The sequence below is a fragment of the Betaproteobacteria bacterium genome (assembly GCA_016713305.1).
GTDB lineage: Bacteria > Pseudomonadota > Gammaproteobacteria > Burkholderiales.
The window spans coordinates 1-15,532 of sequence record JADJPK010000025.1; the positions used below are offsets into that span (position 1 = coordinate 1).

General features: G+C 68.5%; 15 protein-coding genes and 2 pseudogenes. 15 read left to right on the forward strand and 2 right to left on the reverse strand.

Going from position 1 to position 15,532, the window contains the following annotated elements; translation table 11 throughout:
* Positions 1-1,599: 1,599 nt before the first annotated feature.
* The gene (locus tag IPK20_21715; GenBank protein ID MBK8019042.1) at positions 1,600-1,878 is read right to left on the reverse strand and encodes a hypothetical protein; all 279 of its coding nucleotides are present in this window, start codon (positions 1,876-1,878) and stop codon (positions 1,600-1,602) included.
* Between the two features lie 176 nt (positions 1,879-2,054).
* On the opposite strand from IPK20_21715, the gene IPK20_21720 reads away from it, so the two are divergent.
* From IPK20_21720 to IPK20_21755, 8 genes are all read left to right on the forward strand, one after another.
* Complete coding sequence (locus IPK20_21720) at positions 2,055-2,318, forward strand: ATP-binding protein (GenBank protein ID MBK8019043.1); 264 nt, start codon at positions 2,055-2,057, stop codon at positions 2,316-2,318.
* Positions 2,319-2,607: 289 nt separating this feature from the next.
* The gene (locus IPK20_21725) at positions 2,608-2,748 is read left to right on the forward strand and encodes a hypothetical protein (GenBank protein ID MBK8019044.1); all 141 of its coding nucleotides are present in this window, start codon (positions 2,608-2,610) and stop codon (positions 2,746-2,748) included.
* Positions 2,749-3,868: 1,120 nt separating this feature from the next.
* On the forward strand, positions 3,869-4,111 hold the full coding sequence (locus IPK20_21730; protein MBK8019045.1) for a hypothetical protein: 243 nt from the start codon (positions 3,869-3,871) through the stop codon (positions 4,109-4,111).
* A 79-nt stretch (positions 4,112-4,190) separates the two neighbouring features.
* Positions 4,191-4,415, forward strand: coding sequence for a hypothetical protein (locus tag IPK20_21735; protein ID MBK8019046.1), 225 nt, complete (start codon positions 4,191-4,193; stop codon positions 4,413-4,415).
* A gap of 108 nt (positions 4,416-4,523) precedes the next feature.
* Entirely contained in the window at positions 4,524-5,144 is a 621-nt protein-coding gene (locus tag IPK20_21740) for a hypothetical protein (GenBank protein MBK8019047.1), read from the forward strand.
* 162 nt (positions 5,145-5,306) lie between these two features.
* Positions 5,307-5,576: a c-type cytochrome gene (locus tag IPK20_21745; GenBank protein ID MBK8019048.1), complete on the forward strand. Its 270-nt coding sequence runs from the start codon at positions 5,307-5,309 to the stop codon at positions 5,574-5,576.
* On the forward strand, positions 5,573-5,809 hold the full coding sequence (locus IPK20_21750) for a hypothetical protein (GenBank protein MBK8019049.1): 237 nt from the start codon (positions 5,573-5,575) through the stop codon (positions 5,807-5,809). The genes IPK20_21745 and IPK20_21750 overlap by 4 nt, the downstream gene beginning before the upstream one ends.
* Positions 5,781-8,114 (forward strand): cbb3-type cytochrome c oxidase subunit I, encoded by a 2,334-nt coding sequence (locus IPK20_21755; protein MBK8019050.1) that lies wholly within the window; start codon positions 5,781-5,783, stop codon positions 8,112-8,114. The genes IPK20_21750 and IPK20_21755 overlap by 29 nt, the downstream gene beginning before the upstream one ends.
* Positions 8,115-8,121: 7 nt before the next feature.
* Here IPK20_21755 and IPK20_21760 read toward each other — a convergent pair.
* Positions 8,122-9,436: pseudogene (locus IPK20_21760) on the reverse strand (sorbosone dehydrogenase family protein).
* A 120-nt stretch (positions 9,437-9,556) separates the two neighbouring features.
* On the opposite strand from IPK20_21760, the pseudogene IPK20_21765 reads away from it, so the two are divergent.
* The 7 genes and pseudogenes from IPK20_21765 to cas5c form a co-directional block, all read left to right on the forward strand.
* Positions 9,557-10,516: pseudogene (locus tag IPK20_21765) on the forward strand (PAS domain S-box protein).
* Positions 10,517-10,781: 265 nt separating this feature from the next.
* Complete coding sequence (locus IPK20_21770) at positions 10,782-11,825, forward strand: HAMP domain-containing histidine kinase (GenBank protein ID MBK8019051.1); 1,044 nt, start codon at positions 10,782-10,784, stop codon at positions 11,823-11,825.
* A 354-nt stretch (positions 11,826-12,179) separates the two neighbouring features.
* Complete coding sequence (locus tag IPK20_21775) at positions 12,180-12,479, forward strand: response regulator (GenBank protein ID MBK8019052.1); 300 nt, start codon at positions 12,180-12,182, stop codon at positions 12,477-12,479.
* Between the two features lie 318 nt (positions 12,480-12,797).
* On the forward strand, positions 12,798-13,952 hold the full coding sequence (locus IPK20_21780; protein MBK8019053.1) for a CRISPR-associated endonuclease Cas3'': 1,155 nt from the start codon (positions 12,798-12,800) through the stop codon (positions 13,950-13,952).
* 330 nt (positions 13,953-14,282) lie between these two features.
* The gene (locus tag IPK20_21785; protein MBK8019054.1) at positions 14,283-14,576 is read left to right on the forward strand and encodes a hypothetical protein; all 294 of its coding nucleotides are present in this window, start codon (positions 14,283-14,285) and stop codon (positions 14,574-14,576) included.
* A 107-nt stretch (positions 14,577-14,683) separates the two neighbouring features.
* Positions 14,684-15,226 carry a hypothetical protein gene (locus tag IPK20_21790; GenBank protein ID MBK8019055.1) on the forward strand — a complete coding sequence of 181 codons (543 nt, stop codon included), beginning with the start codon at positions 14,684-14,686 and terminating at the stop codon, positions 15,224-15,226.
* A gap of 26 nt (positions 15,227-15,252) precedes the next feature.
* Positions 15,253-15,532: type I-C CRISPR-associated protein Cas5 (cas5c, locus tag IPK20_21795; protein ID MBK8019056.1), on the forward strand; the 280-nt coding region annotated here is incomplete at its 3' end.

Below are 15,532 nucleotides of genomic sequence, written 5' to 3' on the forward strand. Positions count from 1 at the left end.
CGTGTCGCCCTGCGACACGCCGCCGGTCGGCACGTCCGCGGTCGTGCCTGTCCCGCCGGTCGGCGGCGTCGCCTCGCTCGCTGCCCGTCGATCCTACCCGGCGTCGGCCCGACCGACGTCCCGATCGTCCCGCCGCCGTCCGCCGCCGTGCCGTCGTCGCCGCAGCCCGCCACCACTGTCCACACGCCCAACCCCACCAGGATCTGTTGCGATGGCTTCAGGACCCTCCAGGCACCACAACCCGCACCGGAGAGAGCACACCAGCGGCGCGACCCCGCGCCCTCACCCCTGTCCGCAACTTCTAGCAAAGCAAGCGGCTGCTCCGCGCCGGCGTGGTACCGGAACTTTGTTGCACACGAACGACGAGGAGCAGGCGCGGCTCTTGGCTGGCGGCGATCGTCGAGTCGTCCGACGACGTCGATTCGTCATGTCAAAGACGCCTGGCGACGGAGTGATCCGCAGCTTGGAATCGCCGGCGCCCAGCGGCTCTTCGGCTACACCGCCTGGAGGAGGCGCGGGGACGGCCGCCTGATCACGATGATCAACCCGCCCGAGCGGCGTGGTTCGCGCCGCTGAGGAGGCATCAGTGATCTCGACCGCCCCGTCCGGGCGGCGAGCCGATCCACCACTTCGAGACCGTGCGGCTGACCCGCGACGGTCGACGCGGATCGACATCTCGCTGACCGTCTCGCCGATCCGCGACGGACGAGCGGTCGTATCATCGGCGGCTCCGAAGGTCGCTCCGCGACATCCGCGAGCGCAAGTACGCTGAGCAGGCGTCTGCGGCGACAGCCGGTCCCGCCTGCGACTACACCGTCCGCGTCTCGGGCGTCGGCTTCTGGTACTGCGACCTGCCGAGCTACGAGCCGCAGTGGGACACGCGCGTCGGGCGGTTAATTTCTGGTTTCCGCCACCTGACGCCGGTTCCGAGTGGAGCTGTTCTACGCGCGCGTCCAATCTTGAAGACCATGCGGCGCGCCCGCGCCGTCGACGAGGCCCGAACGCCTGCCCGGCCTTGCATGACATCGACTACCGGACCGTCGACCCCGTGGCCGACCGGCGCGATCAAGGATCCGCGTTTCTCGGCGGGACCACCCCCGGCCGGGGCGCGAAGACGGCGGTATCTGCGCGCTTGACGGCGTCATTACCGTCGACATCACTTGACCGCTAAGCCTGACGAGCAGCGCCTCGCCCTCGCCTCTCGCCTGCGAGCGAGCAGGTCCGCCTGGTCCGCCAGATCGCGGGACGGCCTCGGCTTCGTCATCCACGCCGCCGCCGGCTGCTCGACGCGGTCCTTGCAGGTTAACGCCGCCGAGGTCGCCGCATCCTCGGCGGCCGACCGGGGTTTACGTCCAGCCCGTCCGCGTCCGGACAGCGACACCCAGACCCACGTCACCGCCTGCCCCAGGCAAGGCGTCTTCCCGCCCTGCCCGACACCGGCGGCCCGGCCCGACCGCGACGTCATGCGCACCAAACGCCGCGCTGCGCTGGCACACGTCGCCTGGCGACTGCGTAGCACGGGGCGGCTCTGCGCGACTGGCTTCGCTGCGCCGTTCATCGGCCACGGCGGCGAGAATCCCGGCTCGCAGGTCTTGCGATTCACCCGGCGGGCTGCCCACCGACAGCGACGAGGCCGTGCTTCGCGTGCAGTTGGCCCACATCGCCTCGGTCGCCGTCGAGAACGCCCGCCTGTACGGCGCAGGCCCGCGACCAGGACTTGCGCAAGGACGAGTTCCTGGCCCCGCTCGCCCACGAGCTGCGAAAACCCGCTCGCGCCCGGTCCGGGAAGGGCTCGAGCAGGTCGTGCGCCACGACCGCGGCCCGCGGTCCGTCGGACTGCGCGCCCAGGAGACCATGGACCGCCAGCTGCGGCCACATGGTCCGGCTGATCGACGACCCGCTCGACCTCCCGCGGATCCACCCGCACAAGCTGGCGCGCCGCGAAGCCCAGGTCGAACTGCGCGACGTGATGCGGACCGAAGTCGACGCCGTCACGCCCCCGATGAGCGTCGCCGGGCCACCGCCCGTCCGTCGACCAGCCCGGCCCGAAGCCGCTGCCGGGGGACGGCGACGTCACGCGGCTCGCACAGGTTTTCGGCAACCTGCTCAACAACGCCCGGAAGTACACCGACCCGGGCGGCCTCATCGACCTGACCGCCGCACCGCCTGGCGCCGGCAGCGTCACTGTCAACATGCACGACAACGGCATCGGCATCGCCGAGGCCGCCATGCCGACGATCTTCGAGATGTTCCTTCGCAGGTCGACCGCTCGGTGGAGCGTGACCGGCGGCTCGGCCTCGGCCAGCCTCGCGCTTTGAAGGCCGGTCGACCTGCACGGCGGGGACGGTCAAAGCCGTCAGCCCGGCCCGGGCTCGGCAGCACGTTCACCGTCCTCTGCCCGCGGACGCCCAGCCGCCTGCCGGCCCAGGTCCCCTGGTGCGGCGGCGCACGGCGCCAGCAGCGGCAGTGCCGCGAGATCCTGGTGGTCGATGACAACCACGACGTCGCCCGACAGTCTCGGCGAGGTGCTGAGGTGCTAGGGGACGAGGTGCGCGTCGCGCACGACGGCGGCCCGGCCCTCAAGCAGGCCACGCCGTTCGGCCCGAGATGGTGCTACTGGACATCGGCATGCCCGGCCTCAACGGCTACGAGGTCGCCCGGTCGCACGTTCCCGAGACGACGGCCGGGCACGGGATGACGATCGTCGCGCTCACCGGCTGGGGCCAGGAGCGCGATACGCAGCCCTAACTGGGAAGCGGGCTTCGATCTGCATCTGGTGAAACCGGTGGGCATCGGCGTGCTGCGGGGGCTGATCGCGGAGGGCCGCGACCCGGCTGACGCCAGCGGCACAGCAGTGCCGGCGCCCGCAAGTGCCCGCAGGCTTGGCGGGAAACGCAGTGGCGTTCCGTCCACGGCTTTGCGGCGTTCCCGATCGCCGGACGCACCACCATGTCCTCGCTCGATCTGCCGCAATGGCCCGTACATGGCGGTGACCGTGGCGGCGGCCTGGCTCGTCGAGCCCGCGTTCGCCGAGGCGGCGGGCTATCGGCTTCGGGTATTTCCTCGCGAGCAGCATGTTTGCGTGGATCGTGTGAGGCGTACAGCATCCACGCCCCCCTACGCTGGTGGTCCTGCAGTTTCGCGCTGGCGGCCGCCAGACATCCGCGGCGTGCGCCGCAACAGATCCCCTGAACGATGAAGGGCCCGTACGGAAGACTCGACCGACGACGGCACGAGGACCCCCCCGCTGCCCAGCCGGCACCCGCCAGTCGCGTGTCTGCGCGTAGAATCACCGCACGCCTCGCGGCAGGGGTGGTCTTCGCCGGCCTCGCGAAGGGCTTGCCGCCTTTCTCGTCGACGCGGGTCTACGATGTGTCGGCGACGCGCCAGCGTATCTTCGCCCGACGTTTCTTTCTCAGCAGAGAAACGGTTGCATGCCTCGGTGCCTTTTTGTGCCGGTAGAAAGCACCGGTGCTTCGACGCCTACAAGCCTGGAGCAGGGCATGCGGTGCTTCCTCGATCATTGCAGCCAGTGCCATGGCACGCCAGGCATCGCGCCAGAGAGCCGTTCGCGCGCGGACTGCTTCCCGCTGCCCGCGTGCACGTCGCTCGATGCAGGCGGCGGACGACTGGTCGCGGAGGAATATGCCGCTGGATCGTCACACACGGTCTCAAGATGACCAGCCCGCCAGCCTGGCGTTATCGCCTGGAGGAAGAAGTACCATCAGGCGGTGACGGACTTCACGTGCGTACGCTGCCGGGTGTCACGGCGGAGCGGCTGCGCCGATGGCTGAGCGTGCCGCGTAAGCGCCTGCGAATCCCCGCGCCACGGACAGGCCCCGGTGCGAGGCGGCGTTCTAACGCGAGCATGCTTGCACCTCCTGTCATCGCATTCCCGGCGTCGTGGGCCCTGGCGTCCATGTGGGACCCATCGCTCGACGGCATGCGTGACCGGCGATACGTGGCGGGCATGCCGATGCGGGGTCCCGGCGATCTTGCGCGCTGGATCGAACGTCCCTCCGCAGTCCGGCCCGGCACGCTCATGCCCGATCTGGGCGTCACACCGGGCGATGCGCGCGCGATGGCCGATTACCTGCTGGCCCCCCGATGAACATCCTCCTGCGCACGCTGCTTGCCCTCGTCGTGCTCGGCGTGCCTCCGCAATGGCGTGGCGGGGCGAGCTGCCCTCTATGCCGGTGGCGCGCGGCCGTGACGCCATCGAGGCCTTTGCCTGCGGAGCCTGCCACACCATTCCCGGCGTCCGGGGCGCGGCAGGCGCAGCGGGGCCCTCGCTGGCGGGATTCGGCCGTCGCGCCTACATCGCGGGAAGGATCCCCAACGAGGCAACGGCGCTCGCACGCTGGATCGCCGACGCGCCTGCCGTTCCTGCCGGATACGGCGATGCCGGATCTTGACGTTCCGCCCGATGAAGCGCGCGATGGCAGCCTACCTGCTCACGTTGCGCTGATCCACGGAGACAGCGACGATGATGGGCGCCGGCGGATCTGTCCCGCGAGGGGCGCGTGCCTGCCCAAGGCTGCGGTCCTGACCGGTGGGGCGACATCGGCGTGAGCACCGGTCAGGGGTCCCTCTCCACGTTCGACGCAGCGGGCCTGCAGGCACAGTGGACGGGGTGGCTCACGCTGGGCATGACGGCCGGCGTGCTGGCGATCTTTGCAATGGTGATGTTCCTCGCGGCTCGCGCAGCCCTGCGGCACGCGACCGAACTGCGTGCGTCGCGCTGGATCGTCATCGGCGGTCTGGGCGTTCCGGCCGCCGTGCTGATCGCGCTGTTCGCCGTGTCCCTGCAGCTTCAGGATGCCTTGTCGGCGCAGCGCGAGTCCCCGGTGCTGCGCATCCAGGTGGAAGCCAGGCAGTGGTGGTGGCGGGTCGCCTACCTTCCCGGGACAGCCCCGGTTTCGGGGCCAGCGACAGGAGCGATGTGCACTGCTGCGCAACCGGTGGGCACGCCGGCGCTGCCGGGGAGCGGAGAGGCCGCCGTCACGCTGGCCAACGAATTGCGGTTGCCTGCGGGTGCGAGCGTGCAACTGGAGATCACGTCTGCCGATGTGATCCAGCGTCTGGATTCCGTCTCTCGCCGGAAAGATGGATGCGGTGCCGGGACGCGCATACGCTCCACGTGAATCCGCAACGGCCCGGCGTGTACCGGGGGCCGTGCGCGGAGTTCTGCGGCGGCCCGCACGGGATGATGGCGTTGTACGGGGAAGTGATGCCGCCGGCGTCCTTCGACCGCTGGGTGGAGAATCAGCGCGCGGACGCGCTCGTCCCTGTCGATCCCGCTCGCGATGGAAGGCCGGAGGTTGTTCGTCGATGGCCCCTGCGCAGCCTGTCATCGCGTGCGCGGCACGGGCGCGAACAGCGATTCCGGGCCGGACCTCACCCACGTCGGAAGCCGTGCGTTCCTCGCCGCCGGCACGCTTCCGAACCAGCCCGGCGCCTTGGCCGGCTGGATTGCGGACCCGCAATCGCTCAAGCCGGGCAACCACATGCCGGCCCTTCCCCTTGCCGGGCGCGAACTGCGCGCCATCACCGCCTACCTGTCGGGCCTGCGATGACGCCGGCGCACACAGACTCCCGCGGTGTGCGCGAGCCTCGCAGCGAATCCCTCGCAGCAGAAGAGGGGCTCGCGAACCTCGAGCGCGTCTGGGCGCCGCCGCGCGGATGGCGCGTGATCTTCGCGGTGAACAACACGTACGTGGGCCTGTGGTATCTCGGCGCGGCGATCGGCTTCATGGTGCTGGCCGGCATTCTCGCTGGTGATGCGCTCGCAGCTCGCCGTGCCCTCTGAACGATCTGGTCAGCCCGCAAACCTACAACCGGCTCTTCACGATGCACGCACCGTGATGATGCTGTTTGCGGTGCCGGCCGTGGAGGCGGCGGCGGTCTACCTGCTCCCCGGCATGCTGGGAGCGCGCGATCTGCCCTTTCCGCGTCTGTCCGCCTATTCGTTCTGGGCCTACGCCTTCGGCGGGACGGCGTTCCTCTGCACGCTGCTCTTCGACGTGGCACCCGACGGCGGCTGGTTCATGTACCCGCCACTCTCGGGTTCGGCGTTCTCGCCCGGGCCGGGGGCCGACTTCTGGCTGCTGGGCATCGGGTTCATCGAGATCTCGGCAATCGCCGGCGCAGTGGAACTGCTGGTCGGCATCCTGCGCATGCGCGCGCCGGGCATGCGGCTCATGCACATGCCGGTCTTCGCCTGGGCCATGCTGGTCACGGCCTGCATGATCGTCATCGCCTTTCCGTCCATCATCGCGGCGACGCTGCTGCTGGAACTGGAACGCGCGTTCGGATGGCCGTTCTTCGTGCCGTCACAGGGCGGCGATCCGCTGTTGTGGCAGCACCTCTTCTGGCTCTTCGGGCATCCCGAGGTGTACATCATCTTCCTGCTTGCGGCCGGCATCGTGTCGATGATCGTGCCGACCGTCGCGCGCACGCCCCTCGAAGGCTATCGCGCCGTGGTGGCCTCGATCATCGGCGTGGGCGTGCTGAGTCTCACGTTGTGGGCGCATCACATGTTCTCCGCAGGCGTGTCGCGCATCGCGCTGATCCTCGTGTCAGCCGCGAGCCTCGCGGTGGCGCTGCCTGCAGCCGTCCAGTTCTTCGCCTGGATCACGACCCTCTGGCGAGGGCGCATCCGGTGGTCCGTGCCGGCGTGGTTCGTGGCAAGTTTCATCGCCACGTTTCTCCTGGGCGGATTGACGGGCGTGATGCTGGCCGTGGTGCCCTTCGACTGGCAGGCGCACGACACGTACTTCGTGGTGGCGCATCTGCACTACGTGCTGATCGGCGGAATGGTGTTTCCGCTCTTCGCGGGCCTTTACTACTGGGCGCCGCTCGCCGCGGGGCGGCCGCTTTCGGAGCGTCTCGGGCACTGGGCATGCGCCACCCTGTTCGCGGGCATCACCGTGACGTTCCTGCCCATGCACCTGACTGGATTGCTGGGCATGCCGCGTCGGGTGCACACCTATCTCCCCGGGCTGGGCTGGGACGCCCTGAATCTGCTTTCCACCGTCGGCGCCTTCGTGTTCGCGCTGGGCGTGGGCCTCGTGCTTCTGGATCTGGCGCTGCACTTCCGCCCTCGTCCCGGCGCGGCGAATCGCACTGCAGACGGCGGAAACCCGTGGCAGGCAGGCACCCTCGAATGGCTCCCCGGCGGGAACTATGGCGTTCGCAGCATTCCGCGGATCGGCGAACGCTACCCGCTCTGGGATCGCCCCGGACTCCCCGGCGAGGTGGAGCGCGGCGAACATCTGCTGAACGATGCACCCACGGGCCGGCGGGAATCGCTCGTCACCTCCGCTGTCGCGGCCCGGCCGCAATATCTCCAGATCCTGGCCGGTCCGAGTCCGTGGCCCTTGCTCGCCGGTCTGGGCACGGCCGCGTTCTTCTTTCTCCTGACGGTGAAGTGGACCTGGGTGGCGGGGGCAGCGGGCGCGTTCACGATCGTCGCGCTGTGGCGCTGGCTGTGGCCGCTGGAGCCGGCGGTTCCTGCGGGACCCGTCGACGTGGGCGGCGTGCGGCTGCCGGTGGGCGCGAGCGGATCGGCATCGGTCGCGTGGTGGGGTACGGTCGTGCTGGTGGTGACGGCCGTCATGGTGCTGGCGTCGCTGCTGTTCGCATACTTTCATCTCCGGCACGTTGCCGCCGTGTGGCCCCCGAGCGGCGTGCGATTGCCGGACGGAGTGGCGTCGCTTGTCTCGGCCCTTGCGTGTGTCGCAAGCGCCGCTCTGCTGATCGCCGCCGGGCGTGCCATCGCGCGTGATGCCCGCAGGGCGTTCGGCGCCGCCTGGATCGGCGCGTGGCTGGCGGCAGCCGGCGCGCATGCGGCCTTGCTGGTCGCGAACGCACCGGCCCGCGAGGAAGCTGCGGCGAGCGCGTACGGGGCGTCGGTCTGGATGCTGGCCGTGTATCAGGCATCCTTCGGGGCGCTGCAGACGGTCCTCTTCGTCTTCGTGCTGGCGCGCGCGGTGGGCGGACGCCTTGCATCGGAACGGCGGAATGCGTTCGACTGCGCACGCCTCCTGTGCTTCTACACGCTCCTGCAACACGTGATCATCGTGACCGTCACCGCAGGCTTGCCGCGGTGGTAGGGCAAGGTCAGGGACGGTCCGCGGGCGTGACGCGCCACACGGCGTTGCCCACGTCGTCGGCTACCAGCAATGCGCCGGTCCGGTCGAGCGCCACGCCGACGGGCCGGCCGCGCGCCGAACCTTCGTCGTCGACGAAGCCGGACAGGACATCTGCCGGGGCGCCCACGGGCTGGCCACCCTCGAAGCGCACATGCACGACGCGGTAACCCGACCGGGGACGCCGGTTCCACGAACCGTGTTCGCCGATGAAGGCGCCGGACGCGAAGCGGCCGGGCAACGCGGTGGTCCGGGCGATCGCCAGGCCCAGCGGAGCGACGTGCGAGCCCAGGGCGTAGTCCGGCACCACGGCACGCGCGACGAGATCGGGTCTTGGCGGTTTCACGCGCGTGTCCACGTGGCGGCCGAAGTAGCTGTAGGGGCCAGCCGTAGAACGCACCGTCCTGCACGGAGGTAGAGGTAGTCCGGCACCAGATCGCTGCCGAGTTCGTCACGTTCGTTGACGACCGTCCACAGCTTGCCCGAGACAGGTTCCCACGCGAGTCCGTTGGGGTTGCGCAGGCCCGAGCGAAGAGCCTGCGGGTGCCCAGCGCGGGGTCGACTTCCAGGATGGCGGCGCGGTTTGCCTCGTTGTCCATGCCGTTCTCCGCCACGTTGCTGTTGGAGCCCACGGTCACGTAAAGACGGGCGCCGTCCGGGCTCGCGATCACGTTCTTGGTCCAGTGATGATTGATGGGCCGGCCGGCAGATCGACCACGTGGCTGCCTGCGGCGGTGATGCAGGTCGCGCCGGTCTGATAGGGAACCGGACGAGGGCGTTGGTGTTGGCCACGTAGAGATCGTTCCCCACGAGCGCCATGCCGAACGGCGAGTCGAGGTTCTCGAGGAACACGGTCCGCTGTTCCACCCGGCCATCGCCGTCGGCGTCCCGCAGCAGCGTGATGCGATTCGCGCTGCGGCCGCTGCTGCCCGCGCGCTTCATCACCATCTTCATGAACCAGCCGCGGATTCCTTGGCGTCTTCCGGCCGGGCGGGTGCGTTGGTTTCGGCCACCAGCACATCGCCGTTGGGCAACACGAGGAGCCAACGGGGATGATCGAAGCCCTTCGCGAAGAGTTCGACCTTGAGGCCCGGCGCCGCGACGGGCACCGAGCCGGTCGGCCAACCGCGTGCCGGAGCGATGTTGACGGTCGGCAGCACGCCCTTTCGCGGAGCGGGCAAAGCCGGGTCGGGGCCGGTGACCGCCTCGGGGGGGAGGCGGGCCTGGTCGCCACAGGCGGAAAGCGCTGCGGCAACGAGCAAGGGAAGCAGACGGGATAGGCGCATGGCATCCCCTGCGCAAGCGACGTTCCCACGGGGCGCGCACCAGGAAACGCCGTCCCCGTTCACCGTTCTCCTCGTGGAAAGGGTGCACGACCGTGGCCCTGCGGGCTCGAGTTCGCTCCGATGGCGTGTACAAGCGAACTGGGTCCGGTAGGGATTACCGGGACGTGCCGCCGCTGCTTGCCGCTCCCCGAGACCTCGCCGGCCCGGGTGGAGCAGAGAGCCAGCACGCCGATTGCCCCTCGACGTTCCGGGGAGGGAGCCTCCATCCCGGTTCGGAGTTCGTTCGTGACAACAACCGTGGTCCTTCGCCTGTTCACCCGGCGGCGGGGTGATCTTCTCGTGGTCTTCACCGCTGCGCTTGCCGCCGGCACCGTCGAACTCGTTCTCTGGCACATCAGCGCGCGCTTCTCCTATCTTCCCGGCGTGCTGATCGTTCTTGCGGCGCTTCACTGGGGAGGTGCCCGTTGGGGCATGGTGGCCACCCTGGCCTGCCTGGCAGCCGGTTCGTACGTCCCGGAGATGCTTGGATCCTCCGGCATGCCCCCGGCTGCGCACTGGGTGCTCGCCCCGACCTTCGTGGTCATCGGCGTCGTCCTCAGCGTGACCTACCGGCGCCTGCGCATGGACGATCTGCGCCGCCGGCGCGAACGCCGGGCGTTCGAGCGGGCGCTTCGCCATCGCGACGGACTGTTGCGGGAGTTGCGGGAGAGCACAGGCCGCCTGAAGCGGCTGTCCGAGTCCAACATCGTGGGCGTGATCCACTGGAACCTGGACACCGGGCTCATCACCGACTGCAACGATGAGTTCCTGCGCATGACAGGCTACGACCGGACCGACCTCACGTCCGGCAGGCTGGACTTCAACGCGATGACTCCTCCGGACTGGCGCGACCGCAACGCAGCCGGGGTGGAAGCCCTGCGCGCCACCGGCGCCGCACAGGCGTACGAGAAGGAATACCTGCGCAAGGACGGCACCCGCGTGCCGGTGATCATTGCGGGAGCCCGCTTTCACGATTCACTGCGCGAGGGCATGTCCTTCGTCCTGGACCTGAGCGGCCGGCGACGGGCGGAGGAAGATCTTCGAGCGAACGAACGCATGTTCCGGACCCTCGCCGATTCGATCGCCCAGCTCGCCTGGACGGCGCGGCCCGACGGGCACGTGTTCTGGTTCAACCGGCGCTGGTACGACTACACCGGACTTCGCCCCGACCAGGCGGAGGGCTGGAACTGGACCCGGGCGCTGGATCCCCGCGAACTTCCCCGGGTGCTCACGGGTGTGGCCTCGCACTTCTCCGGAGGGGACGGCGTGGGAGGATTCCTTCGCCCTGCGCCGGAGCGACGGGGCCATGCGGGCGCATCTGGGCCGCGCGCTGCCCGTGCACGATGCCGGCGGGAACGTTTCGATGTGGGTGGGTACGTTCACGGACATCACCGGGGAGGCGCAGCGGATGCGCTGCCAGGCCGAGCTCGTGCAGGCCGCGCTGCACATGTGCGGCCCGCTCGCCGGCTCCGTGTCCATCGGCGAGACCTTGCAGGGCCTGCTGGATACAGGACGTTCCGTCACGGGTGCACCGTCGGTGCGGCTCGTCGTGGCAAGCCACGGCGTGCTGCAGGAACCGCTCGAGTTCCGCTCGCCTGCGCTCGAGGGTTTCGATGCGGACGTGCATCCGCTGCCGGAGCACATCGGCACGCCCCCAGGACTGCAACGGAAAGCCGACGGTCCGATGAGGCCGTCCGTTCCAGAGCACGGCGACGGCGAGCTTCAAATTCCACTGGCCGGGAGCGATGGGCGGCCGATGGGATCGCTGGCCTATGCGCTGCCTTCCGCCGGCTTTTCGCAGGAGGAGAACACGGCGGCGTTGCAGCTTGCCGCTATGGTCACGGCGAGCCTCGAAGGGTGGCGCCTGCGGCAGGCGCTCGCGGAGGCGGAGCGGCAGAAGGACACTTTCCTCGCCATGCTGGCGCACGAACTGCGCAATCCGCTCGCGCCGTTGCGGGCGGGACTTGCCATCCTGCGCATCTCCGAACCGGAGTCCGATATCGCGCTGCAGGCGCGAGACATGATGGAACGGCAGCTCGGTCACATGGTGCGGCTCATCGACGATCTCATGGACCTGGAGCGCGTGACCCAAGGGAAGATCGAGCTTCGCAAGGAACGCGTGGAACTGACGTACGCGCTGCGCCTCGCAATGGAGACGTGCGGACCGGCCATCGAGGAAGGCGGTCATCGGCTCAGGGTGGAAGTGCCGGAGCGGCCCCTCTATGTGGAAGCCGACATCACGCGTTGCAGCCAGCTGCTCGCCAACGTGCTGGGCAACGCCGCGAAGTTCACTCCCCGCGGCGGGGTGATCGAGGTGAGGCTCGCGCGGCAGGGCGCCAGGCGGTCGTGACCGTGACCGATACGGGACGCGGCATTCCTGCGGCGATGCTGGACAGCATCTTCGACATGTTCGTGCAGGTGTCTCCGGCTCAGGACCGCGTCAACGGCGGGCTGGGCATCGGCCTGTACCTGGTGAGGCGTCTTGCCGAACTGCACGGTGGCCGCGTGACGGCGAGAAGCGAGGGGCCCGGACGGGGTAGCGAGTTCGAAGTGCGCCTGCCGGCAGCGGAAGTGTTTCCGGACGCAGCGGCGATGCTGCCGGCGAAGGCGCACCGGCATTGCGGCCCGCGCCGCGTGATCGTGGCCGACGACAACACCGATGCCGCATCGAGCCTGGCGATTCTGCTGGCTCTGCGAGGCAGCGATGCGCGTGGCCTCCGACGGATTCGAGGCGCTGCGACTGGGCGAGACGTTCGAGCCGCACGTGGTCATGCTGGATATCGGCATGCCGGGCCTGGACGGATTCGAGACGGCACGGCGGGTCCGTGCGGCACCCTGGGGCCGGGACGTGCTGCTCGTCGCCATTACGGGATGGGGGCGGCCCGACGATCGCGCGCAGTCGCAGGCCGCCGGTTTCGACCTGCATCTGGTCAAACCCGTGGATCTGGACGTGATCGAATCGCTGCTGACGGGTGCGCCGGAGGACGTGCCGGTGCGGGGGTGAGGCGGGGTCTGGAGAGCCTTCGGGACGGCTGCCAAGCCTGCACGGGTCCGCAAACCGCCTGACGCTATTCTTGTCGTGGTCGCACGACCCGGCATTCCATCTAGACGACTGCTTAGTTCATTCCCAACGGCGCTAGGCGTTGTGCTGGTTCCGACGTGTCTCTATCCATACGGCTGGATCGTTCCTCGTGGCGGCATGACCGATGCTGCGGTGCGATCCCTTTCGTTGCCACGAGAGGGGTTCCGCATCGCCTAGGATAAGCGGGGTTCTCCGCGCCTGCATGTCCCACATTTCGTGGTCTGCTGGTTCTCCGGGCAGATGATGCGAAAAGTCCGTATGCCGTTCGGGCCACAATTTGCGATAACGTCCCGGGTGGCTCACGTGGTGAGCCACCCGGTCGGTACGCTACAAAATATGAACACTAGTCCGAACCCGCCGCTGGCCCACGGCCCTGATCACCTGCTTACAGAACACCTTCGCGCGGTCGCGGAGCAGGCAGGGCGGTACGCCCCGTCCGGCGGTGCGGTCTGGGCCAGTCTCGCTGGCCTCTGGCACGATCTGGGGAAGTTTCGCCCCGGTTTCCAGCACTACGTGCGGGACGATCCAGACGCTCACATCGAAGGCCGTGGCGTCGGGCGGCTAGACAAGAGCCACTCCGCCGCCGGCGCCTTGCATGCCTTGGCTCAGATGAAGGCACACTTCGGTGAGCCGGGACGGCGTGCTGGCCGCCTGCTCGCGATGCTGATTGCCTCGCATCACGCTGGGCTCTATGACAGTGCCGAACTCGACGACCGCCTCAGTGGTGGTGGTCGCGCAGACAGCGATCGGGAACGCGAGGAGGCTCTGCGTGTCTGTGCGGCCCACGCGCCTGAGGTATTGGAGATTCCCGAAGGGATCGACGCGGCAGCGCTATTCGGCGCCATTCCTGGCCTTGACAGGGATGAACCGCTTGCGCAGGCGCTTTGGTTGCGCATGCTGTTCTCAGCGCTCGTGGATTCCGACTTCCTCGACACCGAGGCCTATTTCGAAAGATCCAAGGCAATGCGTCGTGCGGGCTTCCCCAAACTGGATCAATACCTGGCCCGGTTGGATGCCCACCTGGATGCCATGGCGCAGCAGGTGCTTGCCGCTGGCCGCGCAGATGAGCCCGTGATGCGAGCACGCGCCCAGGTGCTTTCCGATTGCCGCACAGCCGCGATCCAGCCGACTGGCGTGTTCAGTCTTCAGGTACCTACCGGTGGCGGCAAGACCCTGGCTTCTTTGGCGTTCGCGTTGCGTCACGCCGTGGCTCATGGACTGGACCGCGTGATCGTTGCCATCCCCTACACAAGTATCGTCGAGCAGACGGTCGACGTTCTCACCGGCATCTTCGGCCGCGACAACGTGATCGAGCACCACAGTCAGGCCGACGGTGGGGTTGAGAGGAGACGGCGAGGTCGCGCCTGGCATGCGAGAACTGGGACGCGCCCCTGATCGTGACGACCAACGTCCAGTTGTTCGACAGGCTGTTTGCCGCGCGCACGAGCCGCTGCCGCAAGCTGCACCGCGTTCAGCGCAGCGTGATCGTGCTGGACTAAGCGCAGACGCTGCCGCCGCCGTTCCTTCAACCAACCCTGGACGCACTGCGGCTCCTCGCCAACCACTATGGCGTGTCGATCGTCGTGCACCGCCACGCAGCCGGTGCTGAACGACATTCGGCGGTTCGATCCCCGTGCCGGCCTGCGGGGCGGCCCGTGGTGAGGCGCGACCCTGCGAAATCGTGCAGGCGGTGCAGCCCTGTACGAAAAGCTAGAACGCGTTCGCGTGCAGTGGCCAGCTGATCTACAGGTGCCGGAGGAGATCCAGACTGTCGCGGCGCGGCTCTCGGCGGAGCCTGCGGTGCTCTCGATTGTCAACACGAGGCGCGATGCGGCCGAACTGGTGCGGTCGCTGGACCGCGGAGCCCTTGACGCCGAGCCGACGCTGCACCTGTCTGCCGCCATTGCGGCCAGCACCGCGCAGATATCATCGGCGAGATCCGGAATCGGCTCGATGCGCGTCGCGAGGGCGACCCTCGCCCGTTGCGCGTGGTGGCGACGCAACTCGTGGAAGCAGTGAGACCTCGATTTTCCGGTCGTCTTCCGTGCCTTGGCAGGGCTCGATGCCATTGCCCAGGCATCGGGTCGCTGTAACCGCGAAGGCCGGCTTGGATCGCGCGGTGGGGCGTGGAGGTGTTCGGTTCGGCCGATTCCGGCCACGCTTTCGCGCTGGTGCGCGCCGCACAGGCGACGCGCTCGGTGCTCGGTGACGCGCGGCCGGAGGCACTGGCACCTGAACTCTTCGACGAATATTTCAGACACTGGTACGGACAGTTCCAGCTCGACGAGAAGCAGGTGCTGCCCATGCTGCGTCGAAGTCCCGATTTCGACATGCGGTTGCGCAGCGCTGCGCAGGCATACCGACTGATCGATGATCAGGACCAGGTGGCGGTCGTCGTGCCCTATGTGCCGAGGGCCGGCGCCGACGAACGCGTGACACAAGCGCTTGCTTCACTGGAGGCCGGCACCTCCGAGCGCTGGCAATTGCGGATCTTGCAGCGGTTCGTGGTGCAGGCAAGGCGGCTCGAAGTGAAGGCGGGGCTGGCGCGAGGCGACTTTATCGAGCCGTTGCCGGGCTGGGTGGTACTGAAGGACGATCAGCGTTACAGCCCACATTTGGGTCTGTTGGGTGATGGTGCCGTACTCGACGCCGCCACGCTCGTTCAGTAGGCTCTCGGGGCGAGGGGGGAACGAAAATGACGGACCATCAACGCTTCGTGCTGGGCGTGCGAGGGGAGTTTGCCTGCTTTACACGGCCGGAGATGAAGGTCGAGCGCGTCAGCTACGACGTCATCACTCCGTCGGCAGCACGCGCCATCTTCGAGGCCATCTTCTTCAAGCCGGCCGTTCGCTGGAAAGTCAGACGCATCGAGGTACTCGCCCCGATTCGCTGGATGAACCTGCGGCGCAACGAGGTCGCGTCCGTGGTGTCCACGCGCAACGTCCAGCAGGCGATGAAACAAGGCACCGGAAATC